The sequence below is a fragment of the Pseudomonas sp. GW821-FHT04D07 genome, from assembly GCF_059420225.1.
On the sequence record NZ_JBWKTH010000024.1, the window covers coordinates 55,526 to 72,750 of the forward strand.

Annotated in this window: 16 protein-coding genes; 9 read left to right on the top strand and 7 right to left on the bottom strand. The window is 57.6% G+C overall.

What is annotated here, in order from left to right; genetic code table 11:
* Positions 1-127: 127 nt before the first annotated feature.
* On the top strand, positions 128-2,116 hold the full coding sequence (locus AC07T0_RS23725; protein WP_495003508.1) for a sigma-54 interaction domain-containing protein: 1,989 nt from the start codon (positions 128-130) through the stop codon (positions 2,114-2,116).
* A 34-nt stretch (positions 2,117-2,150) separates the two neighbouring features.
* On the opposite strand, the gene AC07T0_RS23730 is transcribed toward AC07T0_RS23725, so the two are convergent.
* Positions 2,151-3,200, bottom strand: a complete 1,050-nt coding sequence (locus AC07T0_RS23730) for a substrate-binding domain-containing protein (protein ID WP_495003471.1) — start codon at positions 3,198-3,200, stop codon at positions 2,151-2,153.
* Between the two features lie 180 nt (positions 3,201-3,380).
* Here AC07T0_RS23730 and AC07T0_RS23735 point away from each other — a divergent pair, with 180 nt between their 5' ends.
* From AC07T0_RS23735 to AC07T0_RS23755, 5 genes are all read left to right on the top strand, one after another.
* Positions 3,381-4,493 carry a fatty acid desaturase family protein gene (locus AC07T0_RS23735; protein ID WP_495003509.1) on the top strand — a complete coding sequence of 371 codons (1,113 nt, stop codon included), beginning with the start codon at positions 3,381-3,383 and terminating at the stop codon, positions 4,491-4,493.
* A 36-nt stretch (positions 4,494-4,529) separates the two neighbouring features.
* Entirely contained in the window at positions 4,530-4,850 is a 321-nt protein-coding gene (locus tag AC07T0_RS23740) for a MocE family 2Fe-2S type ferredoxin (RefSeq protein WP_495003472.1), read from the top strand.
* Positions 4,851-4,868: 18 nt separating this feature from the next.
* The gene (locus AC07T0_RS23745) at positions 4,869-6,110 is read left to right on the top strand and encodes an NAD(P)/FAD-dependent oxidoreductase (RefSeq protein WP_495003473.1); all 1,242 of its coding nucleotides are present in this window, start codon (positions 4,869-4,871) and stop codon (positions 6,108-6,110) included.
* 1 nt (position 6,111) lies between these two features.
* Positions 6,112-6,963: a sugar phosphate isomerase/epimerase gene (locus tag AC07T0_RS23750; protein ID WP_495003474.1), complete on the top strand. Its 852-nt coding sequence runs from the start codon at positions 6,112-6,114 to the stop codon at positions 6,961-6,963.
* A gap of 715 nt (positions 6,964-7,678) precedes the next feature.
* Positions 7,679-7,840, top strand: a complete 162-nt coding sequence (locus tag AC07T0_RS23755) for an Arm DNA-binding domain-containing protein (protein WP_495003475.1) — start codon at positions 7,679-7,681, stop codon at positions 7,838-7,840.
* Between the two features lie 104 nt (positions 7,841-7,944).
* Here the strand turns inward: AC07T0_RS23755 and AC07T0_RS23760 are convergent, their stop codons facing one another.
* Positions 7,945-8,961 carry an AraC family transcriptional regulator gene (locus AC07T0_RS23760; protein ID WP_495003476.1) on the bottom strand — a complete coding sequence of 339 codons (1,017 nt, stop codon included), beginning with the start codon at positions 8,959-8,961 and terminating at the stop codon, positions 7,945-7,947.
* A gap of 229 nt (positions 8,962-9,190) precedes the next feature.
* On the opposite strand from AC07T0_RS23760, the gene AC07T0_RS23765 reads away from it, so the two are divergent.
* Both AC07T0_RS23765 and AC07T0_RS23770 read left to right on the top strand, forming a co-directional pair.
* The gene (locus tag AC07T0_RS23765; protein WP_495003477.1) at positions 9,191-9,949 is read left to right on the top strand and encodes a class II aldolase/adducin family protein; all 759 of its coding nucleotides are present in this window, start codon (positions 9,191-9,193) and stop codon (positions 9,947-9,949) included.
* A 112-nt stretch (positions 9,950-10,061) separates the two neighbouring features.
* On the top strand, positions 10,062-10,358 hold the full coding sequence (locus AC07T0_RS23770) for an SCP2 sterol-binding domain-containing protein (RefSeq protein WP_495003478.1): 297 nt from the start codon (positions 10,062-10,064) through the stop codon (positions 10,356-10,358).
* A gap of 192 nt (positions 10,359-10,550) precedes the next feature.
* Here AC07T0_RS23770 and AC07T0_RS23775 read toward each other — a convergent pair whose 3' ends face one another.
* The 5 genes from AC07T0_RS23775 to AC07T0_RS23795 are packed head-to-tail and all read right to left on the bottom strand — an operon-like array spanning position 10,551 to position 16,283.
* Positions 10,551-11,369, bottom strand: coding sequence for an SDR family NAD(P)-dependent oxidoreductase (locus tag AC07T0_RS23775; RefSeq protein WP_495003479.1), 819 nt, complete (start codon positions 11,367-11,369; stop codon positions 10,551-10,553).
* Positions 11,370-11,406: 37 nt separating this feature from the next.
* Positions 11,407-12,300, bottom strand: a complete 894-nt coding sequence (locus AC07T0_RS23780; protein WP_495003480.1) for an SMP-30/gluconolactonase/LRE family protein — start codon at positions 12,298-12,300, stop codon at positions 11,407-11,409.
* Positions 12,301-12,333: 33 nt separating this feature from the next.
* Positions 12,334-13,521, bottom strand: coding sequence for an MFS transporter (locus tag AC07T0_RS23785; RefSeq protein WP_495003481.1), 1,188 nt, complete (start codon positions 13,519-13,521; stop codon positions 12,334-12,336).
* Between the two features lie 34 nt (positions 13,522-13,555).
* Positions 13,556-14,992, bottom strand: coding sequence for a coniferyl aldehyde dehydrogenase (locus AC07T0_RS23790; RefSeq protein WP_495003482.1), 1,437 nt, complete (start codon positions 14,990-14,992; stop codon positions 13,556-13,558).
* 58 nt (positions 14,993-15,050) lie between these two features.
* The gene (locus AC07T0_RS23795; protein WP_495003483.1) at positions 15,051-16,283 is read right to left on the bottom strand and encodes an amino acid deaminase/aldolase; all 1,233 of its coding nucleotides are present in this window, start codon (positions 16,281-16,283) and stop codon (positions 15,051-15,053) included.
* 254 nt (positions 16,284-16,537) lie between these two features.
* Between AC07T0_RS23795 and AC07T0_RS23800 the strand changes: the two genes are divergently transcribed.
* Positions 16,538-17,158, top strand: a complete 621-nt coding sequence (locus tag AC07T0_RS23800; RefSeq protein WP_495003484.1) for an SDR family NAD(P)-dependent oxidoreductase — start codon at positions 16,538-16,540, stop codon at positions 17,156-17,158.
* Positions 17,159-17,225 lie beyond the last annotated feature (67 nt).

The following is a 17,225-nucleotide window of genomic DNA, read 5'->3' on the forward strand; positions in this document are numbered from 1 at the left end:
AATATTTAACTTATTGATATTTAACGAGTTAATTTGATGTCGTTGAAATAAGTGTTCATTCCTATGACATGTCTATACTGACATGTCGAAAATATGAACATAGGAGCGGGACGTGAACCAGCAGCCAATGGCCTTCAGCGTGCAAGACCTCGATTACATCACCGCGCTCGGGCCTGCGTCGTTGAGCGAAGGACCGATCGCTGCGTTGGAGCAGGCCTGGCAGGCGTGTTTGAAGGGGCGCATCGATCGACCCGCCGGGGTTCGGCAGGTGATCTGGGATTCCTGGCTGCGCAGCGTCAGTGCCGGCCTCGATCCTGAAGATGGCGAATATCGCTTTGTCGCCCCTGTCGATCTGGCCGCAACGCTGGCGGCCAATCGGGTGTTGATCATCGCGGCGGCGGAAGTTATGCGCGGATTGCTGGCATACAACCCCAGGGGCCATATCAACCTGACCGATGCCGAAGGCACGACGCTGTATTTCTGCGGCCTCGATCTCACGCCGGTGGGCAGCCGCTTGCTGGAGTCAGTGCAGGGCACCAATTGCACGGGGCTGGCGATTGCCGAAGACCGATTGGTATATGTGTTGGCCGAGGAAAATTTCGGGCTTGGCCTGCGCCGGCGGCGCATGCATTGTGCCGCCGCGCCGATCCGGGATGCCCAGGGCCGGACGCTGGCCATGTTGACCCTGACCGCAGAGCCGGGCTGGTTTCATTTTCACACCCTGGGCACTGTGCAGGCGGCGGCCGAGGCGGTCTCGCGGCAGATGGCGCTGCAGGCCTTGCTGGAAGAACAGCAAACCGTGCTTGAAGTGCTCAACGAGGGATTGGTGGTGCTGGATGAGCGTGGCTGCATCAAGGCACTCAACCGCTATGCACGGCAATTGTTTCGCGTGGGTCGGGACCTGCTGGGCAGTCCGTTCCAGCATCTGGGCCAGAGCGAACTGACCGACGAGATTTTGCGACGTGGCGGGGAAGGGCTGCGGGATCTGGATTGCACCTTTGAGCTGCATGATCGCAGTCACCTGGCGTGCCTGGTGTCCGTATGCTCGCTGGAGCAGGGCGGGCGCATTGTTTCGTTACGGGAGAACCGACGCATCCGGGAAATTACCCGGCGGATCATCGGCACTCAGGCCAGCTACACCTTTGAAACCATTCAGGGCAGTTCGCGAGCGATTCAGGACGCCTTGCACCTGGGGCGGATCGCCAGTCGCAGTGACTCGACCACGCTGATCCTCGGTGAAAGCGGCACTGGCAAGGAGCTGTTCGCCCAGGCGATCCATAACGCCAGCGACCGTTGCAGCGGTCCGTTTGTGGCGGTCAATTGCGGGGCGATTCCGCGAGACCTGGTGCAGAGCGAACTGTTCGGGCATGTAGAGGGCGCCTTCACCGGATCGGCCCGTGGCGGCTCGGCCGGGAAGTTCGAATTGGCCGATGGCGGAACGATCTTTCTCGATGAAATCGGTGACATGTCCTTCGATGCCCAGGTCAGCCTGCTGCGCGTCTTGCAAGAAGGCGAGGTGACGCGGGTGGGCGCGAAAAAATCCCGGCAGGTGAATGTGCGCATCATCGCCGCCACCCACCGCAACCTGAGTCAGGCGGTGGCCAATGGCGCGTTCCGCGAGGATCTTTACTACCGGCTCAACGTACTGAACTTGACGGTTCCGCCGCTAAGAATGCGCCGGGAGGATGTGCCGTTATTGGCGCGACATTTTCTCAGTCGTTGCGCTCGGTCGTTGCGCAAGTCGGTGCAAGGCTTCTCGCCAGAGGCGTTGGATATCCTGTCGGCTTACCATTGGCCAGGTAATGTTCGCGAGCTGGAAAATACCATTGAGCGCGCGACCAATCTGTCGGTGACCGAACTGATCCAGCCCGGAGATCTACCGCTCGAAATCAAGCAGGGCATGCGGCCTTCGGCGCGGGGAGGTGTGCCTGAACCCCGGGCGGCCCTGGATCTCGGCGCCCATGAAATGAACGCGATCATCGCGGCCCTCGAGGATTCCCGCGGCAACATCCGCCTGGCCGCCAGACAGCTGAATGTTTCTCGTGGTGGGCTGTACAACAAGATGAGTCGGTACGGGCTGAGTGCTGATACTTTTCGGTCGGGGCCGGGCCTCTGACGGGCTGACTGGACCTGGCTCCCTCGCTACAGGTTCAGCTTCGAGCGTTCTCTGAGGTCAGGATTTGCAGTGGAATGTGGATTCGATGCCGCACCGGATCGAAGTCGGACGTGGTTTGCAGTTCAATCAGCAGGTCGATCAGCGCGGTTGCCAGCAATTTCGGCTGGGAGTCGATGACCAGGCTGATCAACCCCTGCGCCAGGGCCTTGCGCGACAGCTCGGTCGATTCCTGCAGGATGCAGCACAGCGACGGCCGCTTCGGCAGTTGCGACAGGGCGCTGATAATGCCGTCGCCACCACCGCCGACCACGCACAGCCCTCGCAGGTCGTCATGCCGCGCCAGCAGGTCCAGCGTCGCCTCTTCGGTGATGTCGTTGTTGTCCAGATTGATCACCGCTTCCAGCGGCCGCAACCCCGGTGCGCGTTCCGCCAGGTAACTGCGCAACCCCTCGACCCGCGCCTGATGACCGAGGAAGCGGTGGCCGCCGAGCAGCACCCCGACACTGCCTTTGCGCGCGCCACAGGTGTGAGCCATCAGCCAGCCCATGGTGCGCCCGACCTCATGATTATCCTGGCCGACGTAAGGCTCATCCGCGGCTTCATAAATGTCGGAGAGCAGCGCGATCACCGGCACGCCGGCGGCTTTGATCTGAGCGATGGCGGCCTGGATCAGCGGATGCGCGAAGCTGACCACTGCCAGGCCGTCGCACTGCACCGCCAGCTGTTCGATTTGAGCAATGATCGCGCTGGGTGTGCGATCGAAGACGTACTCGAATTGCAGGCTCAGGTTGACGCCCGCCTGGCGCTGCGCCGTCTCGGAGATGGCGGCAGCCACGTTACCGTAGAACGCCTGGGCGGTGCCAAGCAAGAGGATGCCGAAACGGTAGCTGGGACGACATTCGCGGATCCGCTGGCCGATCAGCCGGGCGGCGAAATAACCGACCGCTTCAGCGGCCTGAAACACTTGTTCGGCGGTCGCCGGGTTGACCGGCGCCCTGGCGTTGAGCACCCGGTCCACGGTGGCGACACTCAAGCCCGCGTGTTCGGCGACGGTGGCAATGGTTGGGCGTTTAGTGGTGTTCATGGCAGGCCCCGCGGCGCCTTGATAGAAAACTATCAAGCTTCAATGGGCCTGGATGATAGCTTGATAGGAAATGTATTCAAGGGCTTGAGGGTAATCAGTGGGCTCTCTATCGTTTCTCACAACGATGTGATCCCGCGTCGAAAAGTGCCCAAAACCATCAAGCTTGCGGAGAACAATAAAATGCCTGAACAACACGCAGCCTTTGAACACCCCGATAAACCCGGGCCTCGGGATTATCGATTGATCGGTCCGGAAGCCGCCAAGGCGGCGCAAAAAGGCCTGGTGTCAGCCCGCTGGTACCAATCACCGATTTCCCGTAAACGCATGAAGGAATTGATGCAGCGCCGCGACGGCCCGGCCTTGCGCGACATCGCCATCTGGTTGCTATCGATGGTCGTCACTGGATTCGGGGGGTACTGGTTCTGGGGCTCCTGGGCCTGCATTCCGTTCTTCTTCGCCTACGGGGTGCTCTATGGCACCGCATCCAATGCTCGTTGGCACGAAACGGGTCACGGCACGGCGTTCAAAACCCGCTGGATGAATGATGCGGTCTATCAACTGTCGAGCTTCATGTTCATGTTCGAACCCCATGTCTGGCGTTGGAGCCACGCCCGGCACCACACCGACACCATCATCGTCGGTCGCGATCCGGAGATCGTCGAGCCGCGTCCGCCCAGCCTGATCAATATGGTGCTGAGCCTGTTCAGGATGCCTTACGCGATCAAGACGATGTGGTCAGTCTGCCGGCATGCAAGCGGACGGATGGCGGAAGAAGAGCAGACCTTCATCCCCGAATCCGAGTGGCCCAAGGTCTTTACGGCGGCGCGTATCTGGCTGGTGATTTATGGACTCACCGTAGGCGCGGCGCTGTATCTGCAGAGCTGGTTGCCGCTGATGTTTATCGGCCTGCCAACCCTGTACGGCGGCTGGCTATCCTACCTGTTCGGCCTGACGCAGCATGTCGGCCTGGCCGAGGACGTGCTCGATCACCGCAGCAACTGCCGCACCATTTACATGAACCCGCTGCTGCGTTTTCTGTACCTCGACATGAACTATCACCTTGAGCATCACATGTATCCGATGGTGCCGTTTCATGCGCTGGCGCAGCTTCACGAAGAAATCCGTCACGACTGCCCGCCGCCGTACGCCGGCCTGTTTGAGGCTTTCAAGGAAATCCTCCCGACCATCTGGAAGCAGCGCAAAGACCCGACGTATTTCATCCGTCGCCCTTTGCCACAACGCGCAACGCCGGCCACCAGCGCCCAGTCAGAAGCTGACGCAACGCCGGCCTGACACCTTCCCGGTTTGACCACTACACGAGAAAGCACCATGACCGATCAATGGATCGACGTCTGCGCCGTGGGCGAAATAAATGAAGAAGATGTCATTCGTTTCGACCACGGTCCGCACACCTATGCCGTCTACCGCTCCGCCGCCGACGAGTTCTTCGCCACGGCGGGCCTGTGCACCCACGAATCCATCCATCTGGCAGATGGCCTGGTGATGGACCATGTCATCGAGTGCCCCAAGCACAACGGGCGTTTCGACTACCGCTCCGGCAAAGCCCTTGGCGCGCCGGTGTGCGTCAACCTCAAGACCTATCCGGTCCGGGTCGAGGCGGGGCGTGTCCTGCTCGCCATTACGGTTTAACTGCACGGAGTCTGTGCCATGAATTCTGCCAATGCTCCACTGGTCATCGTCGGCGCCGGGCATGCCGGTGGCCGCGCGGCGCTGACCCTGCGCGGCGAAGGTTATCGCGGTCGCCTGATTCTGATCGGCGATGAGTCCCACCCGCCTTATGAACGTCCGCCGCTGTCCAAGGGGCTGTTGCAGGGCACGATAGATCTGGCGGGTTGCAGCCTGTGCGACAAGGCTCGGCTCGCTGAACTGGACATCGAGCACCTGGCTGGCAACCCGGTGAAAAGCCTCGATCCGCAGCAATATCGATTACAGCTGGCCGATGGCAGTTGGTTGCATTACACCCGCCTGTTGCTCGCAACCGGGGGCAGGGCGCGACTGTTGCCCTCGGTGCCGGTGCATCTGCCCAACGTGCTTTATCTGCGAACCCATGACGAAGCCATGGCACTGCGCGCTTCGCTACGACCCGGCGCTCGATTGGTGATCATCGGCGGCGGCTTTATCGGACTCGAAGTCGCCGCGACCGCCCGTGCCCTGGGTTGCACGGTGACCTTGCTCGAAGCCGGTCCGCGCCTGGCGGGTCGAGTCCTGCCGGAGCGATTGTCCAGTGTCCTGCTGGAATTGCATCGCCGTCAGGGCGTGGATGTCCGACTGAATGTAGCCATTGAAACGGTGCTGGGCGCCACTCGCGCCGAGGTGGTGCAACTGGTCGACGGCCAGTTGTTGCCCTGCGATCTGGTCGTGGTGGGTATTGGCATGCAACCCAACACCGAGTTGGCCGTGGCTGCCGGGCTTGAGGTCGGTCAGGGCATTCGCGTCGATGCACGGTTGCGCACCAGTGCACCGGGCATCTTTGCGGCAGGTGACGTCTGTGAATTTCGCCTGCATCCGCAAGGGATTTTCCAGCGTCAGGAAACCTGGCGCAACGCCGAAACCCAGGGCCGTCTTGCCGCCCTGAACTTGCTGGGCGGCGAGCAGCCCTACGACGTCATTCCCGGCTTCTGGTCTGATCAGTACAACTGGGGACTGCAAACCTCGGGCGTAATCGCAAACACTGAATCGACGACGAGTCGGACAACCCCGGAGGGAGGCTTTCTGTTGTTCTACCTCGATGCCGAACAACGTCTGCTAGGGGCTTGCGGCTGGGGCCAGGGCAATAGCATCGCCAAGGACATCAAGTTGTGCGAACGGCTGATCGCCAACCATTGCCCTCTCTCGGTGGTTGCTTTAGCCGATGCCGATGTATCGCTCAAACAACTGCTGAGGAACTGACATGCGCGAATTCCTGGTGTTTCAGTCCTTGTGGGCCATGCAAGATCACCGTGGCCACTGCGATCTGTCCATTGAAGCGCAGCTGGAAAAGATCGCCGCCGCCGGCTTCGACGGGATCACCGAGCATTTCTGGCTTGCGCCACAGGCTGCACGCCTGAGTGCCGCCGCCAAGGCGCAGGGCCTGCAAATCGAAGGTCAACTGTTCCCCCGAACCGTGGATGACCTGGCGACCGCGCTCGATGTGGTATCCCGCCACGGCTGCCACCACCTGACGCTGCAGGCCGATGTCCGGCCGCGCACACTGGCGCAAGCCATGGAACTGATCGAAGGCTGGCAGCGTCTGGCCGAGCAGGTGGACTTTCCGATCCTGTTGGAAACCCATCGTTATCGTCTCACCAGCGACCTGTTATTCACGCTTGATCTCCTTGCGCAAATGCCTGATCTCAAACTGTTGGCTGACTTGTCCCACTACGTCGTGGGCAGGGAGTTGCCTGAGTCGGCCAACGCCGAAGACGACGAGCAGATCCATGCCATCCTGCGCCGTAGTTGGGGTTTCCATGGTCGTGCCAGCAACGGCGAACAGGTCCAGGTGCCCTTGAGCTTTGCCCAGCATCGACCCTGGTTGGAGCGATACCTGGGCTGGTGGCGCTACGGGATCGAGGATTGGCTGGCTCGGCCGAACACACCCGCCAGCCTGTCCTTCACCTGCGAACTTGGCCCACCACCTTATGCGATCACGGGGGCTGATGGGCGTGACATTACGGATCGCTGGGAGGAGGCGTTGATGTTGAAGGCGCTGATGCGTGGGGTTTGGAGCGACTGCCAGCTGCGAACGGCTACGTCAAAAGATTGATTTTATCAGTTGGGTCCCGTCCACCATAGGTTGGGCGCTTGGTAGACGAAGCCGTTGAGCAGTTCATGATGGAGGGGATTGAGAGGTTGATTCAGTGTGAAATCCGCGCGCGCTCGTTATATCGAAGGGGAAGCTGGATGATTTGTTGACGGTTGCACGATTTTGACAGCAATGACGGCACGTCACGGCCAGATTAATAACGACAAAGTCGGGGGAGGCTTTCTTATTCCCGCGGAAATCACAGTGTACGTATTGGCGTTATGATCTAGGAAGGAGAGCGGTAATTGAGCGGCTGCGGCCATGAACTGACGGGCACTTGCCAGCCCCAATCCCGCCGTCCATAATTTCGCTTATCAGCAGGGTTGTTGCACGACAAAGGCGTTCGGAATCAGTGGGTTGTATTGGGGCCCGGTAGCCCGTTTCCCTCTTCAAATTATGGTTCCAAGGACTTCCATCAAAATCTGATGCTGGTCCTTAAGCCTCTGAAAAAGCGACTTCGGGTCGCTTTTTTTGTTTATGGAGTTCCATCAAGAACTCCTGGTAGCCAGAAAAAATTTGTCCAGAATTTTGTCATCGAAAACGGACAGCTCCGGCCTCTCAAAAACGATTCGTACGCTTCACCTCGCTGATCACACTGCCCCCCTTCAATTGAGGGGTTCATGTCATCAGTCCCGAGTTGGCTCAGTGGTGGGCGAGACCTGGACGGAGGTGCCGTATGTCTTTAACCGATACTGCAGTTCGGCAGGCCAGATCTCAAAAATGTGGCTACTGCCTGTGTGATGGCCGAGGCCTTTCGCTCGTGGTGCCCACCCGTGGTTCCAAGCTTTGGTATTTCAGGTTTCAGTGGAGAAGGCAGAGCCTCGTGACTGGCTTATAACCTGGGGACCGGAGGAGCTTCCCAAATGCCACGACTGATTGTCACCGCGAGGCTGGCTAATGGCTGGAGCGTTGCCGTCGTTTCCTGTTGGAGAGGGGCCGGCTTCAATGCGTTTGTCGTGGCCCATGCCCCGTCCATCGTTTGAAGGCCCGGCGAAAGTTATGGGCGTCGCTGAAGCCCACTTCATAGGCCACTTCTTCAATGCTCAGGCGCGAGTTGCTCAAGAGGGCAAGCGCACGATCCTTGCGGATCTGGTCGAGTACGTTCTGATAAGACTGGCCCTGGTCAGCCAGGCGTCGACGCAAGGTTCTATCGCTCATGCACAGTTGCGTTGCAACTGCTGCCAGTGCCGGGGTTTGGCGAAGGTCACGGCGTATGATGCGCTCGATGGATTCAATGAATTCATTCTCCGTCGATTGTTGAGCGACAGTCATCTGTAGAAACTCCAGGGCCTGTCGATGGCTTAGCGGATCATAGGTGGCGATCGTTTTGTCAGCCCAGTGGGCTTCACACGTAAACAGATTGTCTTTTTGTTCATAACGCACCGGGCATTTGAAAACCTGGTCGTACTGTGTCGCGTAGGACGGCTTTGGATAGGTCAATTCGATAGAGGTCGGGTTGAAGGCATCGCCCACCAACGTTCGCACCAGATTCAGGAAGATACCGAAGGTTTCCTCAACTAGAAACACCTGTATATCGGGTTCGTGGAATAGGCTGGTAGCCCGAATCGACACATGCGCATCACTATCGACTCGGTCGAGCTGCAGTAGCGTTCCGGCATGACTTTGCATTTTTACACCCAGGCTGATGGCCTCTCCCAGCGTAGGGCTGGTGAGCATCGCGTATCCCACCAGGCCAATGGAGCCGATGGTTTCTTTGAGGCCGATATCAAGCCCCAGCCCTCGCTCCCGACTCTTGGTCATTTCCAGAGCCCGCCTGATCATGGAACTGGCCTGGCGAAAGGAAACACGACACTCAGGATCTGAAAGGTCTGCTATTTCAAATCCAAGGCCCAGGCATAAGCGGGCGGGATCAATGCCAAAGTCGTTGCTCATGCCAGCAAGACAACGCAGTAGATAAACATGCAGATTGGCTGTTGTATAACGTGCTGAACCATCCATCTGGTTATCCTTTTTTCTAATTCTATAGCTATTCGCAGGGTTGTACGCGCCTGTTTACGGTTTGCCGAGTCGTATTGCTCAATGCGGCCATTTCAGTTGTCAACGCTGACCTGAAATGACTCTCGGCTGTCCGTTTGAGCAACAGGGAAGCCCGTTGTCTCGCCTTATGCTTACCGTGCAGGATTTATGTGAGCAACACAATAAGAACCCAAACGGTAAGGAGATTCAAATGGAGATGCCTTCGCTCAAGGCGCAAGTGAGTGAGCAGGAGTGGCAGCTGCGATGTGATCTGGCAGCGTGTTATCGACTGGTTGCTTTGTATGGTTGGACGGATCTGGTGTTCACCCACATCAGTGCCCGTGTCCCGGGCCCGGAGCATCATTTTCTGATCAACCCCTACGGGCTCCTTTTCGAGGAGATCACGGCCTCTTCCCTGGTGCTGGTAGATCAGGAGGGGCATCAAGTCCGTGAGACTGGATTCACTGTGAACCGAGCGGGTTTCGTGATTCACAGTGCTGTCCATGCACTCCGTACGGATGTCCAGTGCGTGCTGCACACCCACACCCGTGCGGGTGTGGGCGTCAGTGCCCAGCGAGCCGGACTGCTACCGATATCGCAGCAGTCTTCCTTCGTGCTTACCGGCCTTGGTTATCACGATTACGAAGGTGTCGCTCTGCACGATGAGGAGAAGCCGCGTCTCCAACAGGACCTGGGGCAGGGCAGTTTTCTGCTGCTGCGCAATCACGGATTGCTGACAGTCGGGCGAACCATCGCGGATGCGTTTCTGGCGATGTACATCTTTGAAAGTGCCTGTCAGATCCAGATTGCTGCCCAGGCTGGTGGTGGTGACCTGCTTCCTATTGATCCGCGCATCCTCGAAGGCGTCGCTGATGCGGCGCGTGTACAGACTGAAGGTTTGGGGGGCGGTTTTGTCTGGCCGGCACTGTTGCGCAAGTTGGATCGTCTGGACGCCGATTACAAGACCTGATTCGTGCCTCCACCCGATGGGCAATTTCAATAGCCGGGTTGCGATCCGGAAAATATGTTCGTTAACCCCGAGCGCTCTCAGTATGGAGCATCTAGCAGTGGAGTTTCTTAAAATGGAATATCTTTCCGAAATTACCGAAAAATTCAAAATTTCCGTCACGAGCGGTCCCATTCCTGTCACCAGCCTGAAAGTCAGTCTCAAGGACGTCGGCTTTCTTTCCGTGTCGGGGACTACAGTGACTAACGACGATATCGATGCCGATACCACCATTGTTATTTCTCGTAAGGATTTCGAAAGTCTGGTTGCCGGTAAGTTGAATGCCCCGGTGGCGTTTATGCAAGGTAAAATCAAGATCAAGGGTGATCCAGGGGCCGCCTTGCAATGGTTGCCCGTTTTCCAGCGGGGTTAATAGTCGGCAAGTATTTTCCAGCAAAAATGAGTAACAGGGGCTGACGTTGAATTCGTTTGAACCGTTCAGGAATGTTTGTAACGCAATAGTGTAAAAGATCCAGGATCGAGTGACAGGGTGTCACTCGATCCTGCACGGCATTTCGTTGTCGTGATCCGAAACCCTTGCCGAAGGGACTGTGTTTCATCGGGCCTACAGAGGGCTTTCAATCCGTCTTGTCTGTTGTGCCTGCTTACCGATTTCCTCCATGGTGTCGAACAGGGTGCGCATTTTCTTCGGGTCCGTTCCGAGCATGCGTATTGCACGTGCTTGTTCGGGTGGCATGAACACCTCTACCGTTTTCTTCTTGATGGCCTTGAACAGTGTTTCAGCGACGAACTCAGGTGTGACCGATTCGCTGGCAAAAGCAAACGACGCGGCGTCATCTTGTGCTTCCTGTTCCAACATCGGGGTTTCCGTGGAGGTTGGGTGAAGGATGGTGAAGCTCACCGGTCCGTGACGCTCTTCCAGGGCGAGCGCGTGATGGAAGGCACGCAGCGCCTGTTTCGAGGCACCGTAGCTGGCGATTCCCGGGAAAGGCATGAATGAGGTCATGCTGCACACCGTGACAATATGGCCATGGCCTTGCTCATTGAAGCGCTTGAGTACCGCCAGGGTGCCGGTGAGGGGCCCCATGAAGTTGGTGTTCAAGGTTCGCTGGTGTTGTTCCAGTGTTACGTCCCGAGCGTAACCGGTGCAAACGATGGCCGCATTGTTGATGAGAATGTCGAGCTGACCAAAGTGATCGTAGGTCTTTTCGATCGCTTGATCCCACTGAGTCGCCGAGCAGATGTCCAGTCCGATGGCGCAAGCTTTTTCGCCCAGAGAGGCGGCCAGTTCGCTGGCGCCTTGAAGGTTGATATCCGCCAGCATCACGCTGTAGCCCAGCGAAATGGCATGTTTGGCACTTGCCGCGCCAATACCGCTGGCGGCACCGGTCAGCAAGATAACCTGCGGCTTTTTCTTCTTCATGATGTTGTTCCTGTGGTCACCACCTGGGTGGGACAGATCAGTGGGAGGGTGATGGGGCGGGCTGTCCGAACTTGAAGATTGGGGCGCCTTGAATATCGATGTTGCAAGAGAGCAATGTGCCGGCTTGCTCCTGGTCGTCTACTTCGGTCGTAAGCGATGTGATGAACAGAGTACGACCGTCGATACCGCCGAAGCAGGGCATGGTCGTGCCGATCACTGGCATCTGGAGGCTGCGCAGCAACTCGCCCTGCGGCGAGATCTGATTGATCTTTCCTCGGTAGATGCCCGCGCTCCAGTAGTTGCCCTCAAGATCAACGGTGCCGCCGTCAGGCCAGCCGGTTTCCTCGAAGTCGAGTGTGATGAGTACCCGCGGGTTTGAAATTTCGCCGCTGACAGGGTCGAAGTCGTAGGCGTTGATCGCCGCGCTGATGCCATCGGTGTGATACATCGTGCGGTGGTCCGGGCTCCATGCCAGCCCGTTCGAGACGAACAGGTTGTCCAGCACCCGAGTGGACTGGCCGTAGGCAGTCACGCGATACAGTGCGCCGGTGGTGTTGATGTTGTTTTGATCCATGCTACCGACCCAGAAGCAGCCGTCAGGGCCAATCTTGCCATCGTTGAGGCGATTGTCCGGGCGGTCGGGTTCCGGGTTGACCAGAAACTGCAGCTTACGGGTCTGTGGATCGAATATATGCACGCCCGACTTAAGACCCGTAATAATCCGATTATCGTGGGTCAGGCCAATACAGCCGATAGGAGACGGCATGTCGAAGCGCGTCAGTTCACGGGTAACCGGGTGGAAGCTGAAGAGGGCAGGTGCATCGATATCGACGAACCACAACACCTCGCGGTGCGCATCCCATAAGGGGCTTTCTGCGAGTTGAAAAGGTACTTCTGTGCAAACGGTGATCAAGGGTTCAATAATGTCCACGGTTCAGTCTTCCTGATGGAGTGAGAGAGCGGATCAGTCAGGCAGTTGTTGTGTCGATGTTCCCGCGAGATGGAGGTCGCTGCCGCGCAGTGCCAACCAAACAAAGGGCAGCGCAGCCGCGATTCCCAGGCCCAGGCCGTAGGAGAGTTGGACTCCACCAAACTGAGCGAACAGTGATCCGGCCACTGCCGTGCCGAGACCTGCACCAATAAAGGTGACCACAACGCTGCGGGCTACCAGTGAACCGTCGGGGTCAACTTCGGAAAGCAGGCCCGTCATAAACGGAATGATGACGAAGAAGGAGCAGTTGAGAGTCAACTGACTCAGGAAGTACGACCAGCCGTCGGTAGCGCGAAAGAACCAGATGATCGAGCCGATCAGACCCAGTTGTGCGAGCCAGATGATGGTCAATCGATGTAGGTGACTGACACGCAGCGAGGGGATGACCGCACCGGCGAATCCCAGTAAGGACGACACCGACAACAAGATGCCAATCATTGATGGCGAGAGCCCGGCGTGACTTCCGACGATGCCGGAAACCGCCCATTGGGAAGCCTGAATGCCATAGACCAGTACCGTAACGATCCAGATGGTCAGTACCAGGCGAATCGGCATACGGCTGCAGGGGCGAGATTGAACCGCTTGACCGGTAAACCGGCCAATCCCATGGATCGCTGGGGCCGCGAGCACGGCGACGCTGAACAACAACAGAAACAGCCAGCGCCCCAACCAGTCTTGAGGCAGGTAGGAAATGATCACCAGAATGCTGCCGTTGATGATCCCTGCGAGCAGATTGATCTTGCCCCAGAGTTGATCAGCAGCGACGCGTTGGGAAATACCAGCAGCGACAATGACGAACAGAACACCTTCGCAAATACCGGTAAAACCGCGAGCAATACTGATGGCTGTAATAGTTGTGGCGAGGGCGCTGAACAGTTGGCCAGCGATAACCCCCAAGATGGCGACATGGGTAAAACTGCGCGATGCACGGGCAATCCAGCGCGGCATGAAGGCACAGCTGAGAGCCACCCCGAGTATTTCAACCCCGGCTATTTGCGTGGCGATGCTCTCGTCGAGCTGAAATCGCAGCATGACGGCGGCGACGAGAAAGGGCGTCAGAACAAGTCCACTGGTGGCCAAAGAGTAAGCCAGAGCCAGTCGTATGACGGCGCCAAAACTTAGTTCTGGACGCATGGGCGTTGCTGTGAGAACTGAATTCATCGTTTCACCTTGCTTGTTATTCTGGGAGGACGAATTACTTTCCGAGCATCAGGTGAGTGATGAGACGGGTCAATTTTCCGTAAGGGGCTGCGATTCGATGGGACATATTGAAGCGGCTTAGCTTGAATACACCACGTGCATGGGACATCTGCACGAACCCATCATAACCATGGTAGGCACCGGTGCCGCTTTCTCCGACGCCCCCGAACGGCAAATCCTCCTGAGTGGCATGCAGCATGGTGCCGTTGATCGTCACGCCTCCGGAGCGGGTCCGCTCGAGGACCTGTTTAATGATCTGCGTGTCATGGGAGAAGCAATAGAGCGCCAGTGGCTTGGGCCGGTCGTTGATGAGTTCAATGGCCTGTTCGAGGGTGTCATAGCCAATAATCGGCAGGATGGGGCCGAAGATTTCCTCGCGCATGACAGTGGTCTCCAGAGAAACCTCGGTCAGAATCGTCGGCACAATCTTGCGCTCTTGCGCCGAGCCCTCCTGGTTCAGTTGCCAAGCCTTGGCTCCGGCCCATTTGGCTTGCTCGATCATGTCATCCAGGCGCTCGTAGTGGCGTGGGGAAATGATTGAGGTGTAGTCCTTGTTGCCCGCTATGGTTGGGTATAGGGCTTTTGCCTCATCGAGCAAAGCTGCTGCGAATAGCTCGGTCAGGTCGCGGGGGACCAGCAGGTAGTCGGGAGCAACGCAGGTTTGGCCGGCGTTGAAGAACTTGCCTATGGCAATAATTCGTGCGGCTTTCTTCAGCGAGTAGTCACGGCAAAGTACCACCGGTGATTTACCCCCGAGCTCCAAGGTGACTGGGGTAAGGTTTGGGGCGGCCGCGGCCATTACCTGTCGGCCGATCCGTGTTGAACCAGTGAACAGCAAGTGATCAAAGGGTAGGGTGCTGAAGTGCGCGGCTATTTCCGGGCCGCCGGTGACGATGGTGACCTGATTCTTGGGAAAGGCTGAGCCGATCAGGTCTTTCAGCAATTCGGCAGTGCGCGGGGTGAGCTCAGAAGGCTTGATTATGACTCGATTGCCCGCTGCCAGTGCTTCGATCAGGGGTACCAAGGTCAGTGTCAGAGGGTAGTTCCAAGGAGCCATGATGCCGACGACCCCTAGAGGCTCATGGACCACCCAGGCACTGGCTGGTTTGAAGGCCATGCCGACCTTGCGCTTGTGGGGTCGCATCCACGTTTTCAGGTGCGCGCGCACATACTTGATGCTGTTCAGTATGGGCATCAACTCGCCCAATTCAGTTTCGGCAAACGAACGGTTGCCAAAGTCCATGGAGATCGTCTCGAGTAGCTTCTGACGGTTGCTCTTGACCATCTGCGCCAACGTATCCAGTGCGTGAATACGTTGCACATAGGACGGTGCGCTGTTGTGTCGAACGGCGTGCCGCTGAGCGTCGAAAAGGGACTGCAGCTCGTTGACTGAGTCGAATAGCGGTGTCACTGAATGCGTGGAGTGGCTCATTTTTATTTTCCATCGGTGGATCGCAAGGTTGGAGCACGAGAGGCGTTCAGGGCATTGGTTAGAAGAAGCTCTTTCTTTCACCTCTGTAAGTTCGAACTTTGTCGATTACTCGACCGTCCTGAATCAGCAACAGCTCGTTGAAGCGCTCGCAGAGTTCTCCGGCTTTGGCATGGCGAAACAGGATAGGGTCGCCAATGGCCGGTGTTTTCACCAGTGTGTGACGCACGGGGGTCTGCACTTCTCCGGCGGACTCGTTATCGATCAAGCTGCACCCGGCCGGTAGCCACGGCTGCGGTAAACGGTCTTTACCAATGGGGCCCGAGGCGATGTAACCGCCTCCCGAACAGGTCACGACGCCATCTTTTGGCACGCGTGTCACCGGTAAGGCAAAGCCGGCGGTGGGCAGTAATTTGAACCCTCTATAGTGATCAAACAACGTCGGCGCATAGAGACCCGAACCTGCTGCAAGTTCTGTCACCGAAGGGTCAAGGCGGGTACTTTCAAAGCTGCCCGTGCCACCGCCGTTGACGAAGCGCAGCAGATGCCCGTCCTTTTTCAAGGCTTCCACCACGGCCTGGCGCCGGGCATTGACCTCAATGATCGACCTGCCCTTGAGGTAGCGAATGACGCCGCTTTTGATGGCTTCTCCCGGTACATCGTCCATCAGACCGGCGATCTGCCCCTCGTAGCCCATCAGTCCCTGCAGGACGACGTTTTTACGTTCGGCGATTTCCCGTCCCAACTTGATGGCGGTCGAGACGTCATGAACGGGAGAACGGTGTACGCCAAAGTAGATGCCTGGAAAAGATGAGGACATATCCAAGTCGATGGCCAGCGGAATAACCACGCCTTCGCTCAACGCGATTTGATTGATCTGAATCACTTGTTCGAAGCTGTCGACCATCAGCGTAATGGAGCGGCCGTTTCGAATCTGTGTCGCCGCCGCTCTGATCTCGGTGATTTCCACGCTTGGATAGGCCACCACAATGTCGTCAAACCCCTCGCTCGCCAGCCATGCCGCTTCTCCCACCGAGTAACACAACAGGCCTCTCATGAACGATCCGGCAGACATGATTCTGCGGATCATCTCCACCGAGCGAACCGACTTGGTGACCAGCCGTATTGGCAGGTTGCCGGCGCGCAAGCGCAGGTGTTCCAGGTTGATGGTGAAGTGATCAAGGTCGATAAAAGCCGCTGGCAGTCGATGATCAGCCAGGGCTGCGCGGTAGTAGGGGTAGTCGTGTATCGGCGTTTCAACGGATTTTTTTGTTTTTGTGGCTACACGGCTCATTGGGCTTTCTCTGCATGATCATCGAAGAGGGGGCGCGGGCATGCCTCGCTGTCGTGGAAGGAGGATAGGAGGGGCGGGTAACCATTACCAAGGGTAAACGAGGCCGTTCTAGGGGTCCGAACAGGCCAGCGAGTTCGGCATCTGGTGGCCGGAACTGACCCGAAACTGGCCTTTGGGCCTATGCGGATATAAGAGGCTCTGGTTTTACACTCGAATCCAACGACTGGCCCCCAATAAGAAGAAAGGTGAGAGTGATGCGCTACGCATTGATTACGGGAGCATCTGGTGGGATTGGGGCCGAATTGGCCAAGTTGTTCGCCCGTGATGGTATCGGTCTGGTGTTGTGTTCCAGTCCGCGCAGTCGTGACAAATTGCAGGCGTTGGTGACACAACTCACTGCGATGCTTCAACTCAACATCGTCACGCTATCGCAGCTCACCCTGCATTACGTGAGGCCGATGATTGAGCGAGGTCACGGTCGCATCCTGAATCTCAGCTCTTCGGCCGGGTATGTGGTGCCCCATGGTCTGGAGGCTGCTTATGCCGCCTCCAAGGCTTATGTCATCAGCGTATCCGAATCGTTGTCCCATGATTTACGACGCACGGGTGTTACCTGTACCCATTTGGCTCCCGGGCCGACACGAACCAATTTTTTCGCGGCCGCCGGGTTGGTTGATGAGCGTCGCATGGCCAAGCTCGGTTACAGCCAGCCGGATGATATTGCACGGATCGGCTACCGGGCCATGCATGCGGGTCGTACCGCAGTGATGCCTGGGCTGAGCAATAACATCGTGACTTGGCTTGCACGCATTTCACTCTCCAGAACGCTGACCAGAAATATTTCGGCGTATGTGGTTTCCCGTGAGTTGGATTAACTCACGTATTTACCCGGTGTTTTGCAACTTATATTGTGCAGGTCCTGTGTAAACTGTCCTGTCTGAC

What these genes read in the sequence shown, in the direction of transcription:
- AC07T0_RS23725 (WP_495003508.1), top strand. Translation starts at nt 128, where the DNA reads ATGGCCTTCAGCGTGCAAGACCTCGATTACATCACCGCGCTCGGGCCT.
- AC07T0_RS23730 (WP_495003471.1), bottom strand. Translation starts at nt 3,200, where the DNA reads ATGAACACCACTAAACGCCCAACCATTGCCACCGTCGCCGAACACGCG.
- AC07T0_RS23735 (WP_495003509.1), top strand. Translation starts at nt 3,381, where the DNA reads ATGCCTGAACAACACGCAGCCTTTGAACACCCCGATAAACCCGGGCCT.
- AC07T0_RS23740 (WP_495003472.1), top strand. Translation starts at nt 4,530, where the DNA reads ATGACCGATCAATGGATCGACGTCTGCGCCGTGGGCGAAATAAATGAA.
- AC07T0_RS23745 (WP_495003473.1), top strand. Translation starts at nt 4,869, where the DNA reads ATGAATTCTGCCAATGCTCCACTGGTCATCGTCGGCGCCGGGCATGCC.
- AC07T0_RS23750 (WP_495003474.1), top strand. Translation starts at nt 6,112, where the DNA reads ATGCGCGAATTCCTGGTGTTTCAGTCCTTGTGGGCCATGCAAGATCAC.
- AC07T0_RS23755 (WP_495003475.1), top strand. Translation starts at nt 7,679, where the DNA reads ATGTCTTTAACCGATACTGCAGTTCGGCAGGCCAGATCTCAAAAATGT.
- AC07T0_RS23760 (WP_495003476.1), bottom strand. Translation starts at nt 8,961, where the DNA reads ATGGATGGTTCAGCACGTTATACAACAGCCAATCTGCATGTTTATCTA.
- AC07T0_RS23765 (WP_495003477.1), top strand. Translation starts at nt 9,191, where the DNA reads ATGGAGATGCCTTCGCTCAAGGCGCAAGTGAGTGAGCAGGAGTGGCAG.
- AC07T0_RS23770 (WP_495003478.1), top strand. Translation starts at nt 10,062, where the DNA reads ATGGAATATCTTTCCGAAATTACCGAAAAATTCAAAATTTCCGTCACG.
- AC07T0_RS23775 (WP_495003479.1), bottom strand. Translation starts at nt 11,369, where the DNA reads ATGAAGAAGAAAAAGCCGCAGGTTATCTTGCTGACCGGTGCCGCCAGC.
- AC07T0_RS23785 (WP_495003481.1), bottom strand. Translation starts at nt 13,521, where the DNA reads ATGAATTCAGTTCTCACAGCAACGCCCATGCGTCCAGAACTAAGTTTT.
- AC07T0_RS23790 (WP_495003482.1), bottom strand. Translation starts at nt 14,992, where the DNA reads ATGAGCCACTCCACGCATTCAGTGACACCGCTATTCGACTCAGTCAAC.
- AC07T0_RS23795 (WP_495003483.1), bottom strand. Translation starts at nt 16,283, where the DNA reads ATGAGCCGTGTAGCCACAAAAACAAAAAAATCCGTTGAAACGCCGATA.
- AC07T0_RS23800 (WP_495003484.1), top strand. Translation starts at nt 16,538, where the DNA reads ATGCGCTACGCATTGATTACGGGAGCATCTGGTGGGATTGGGGCCGAA.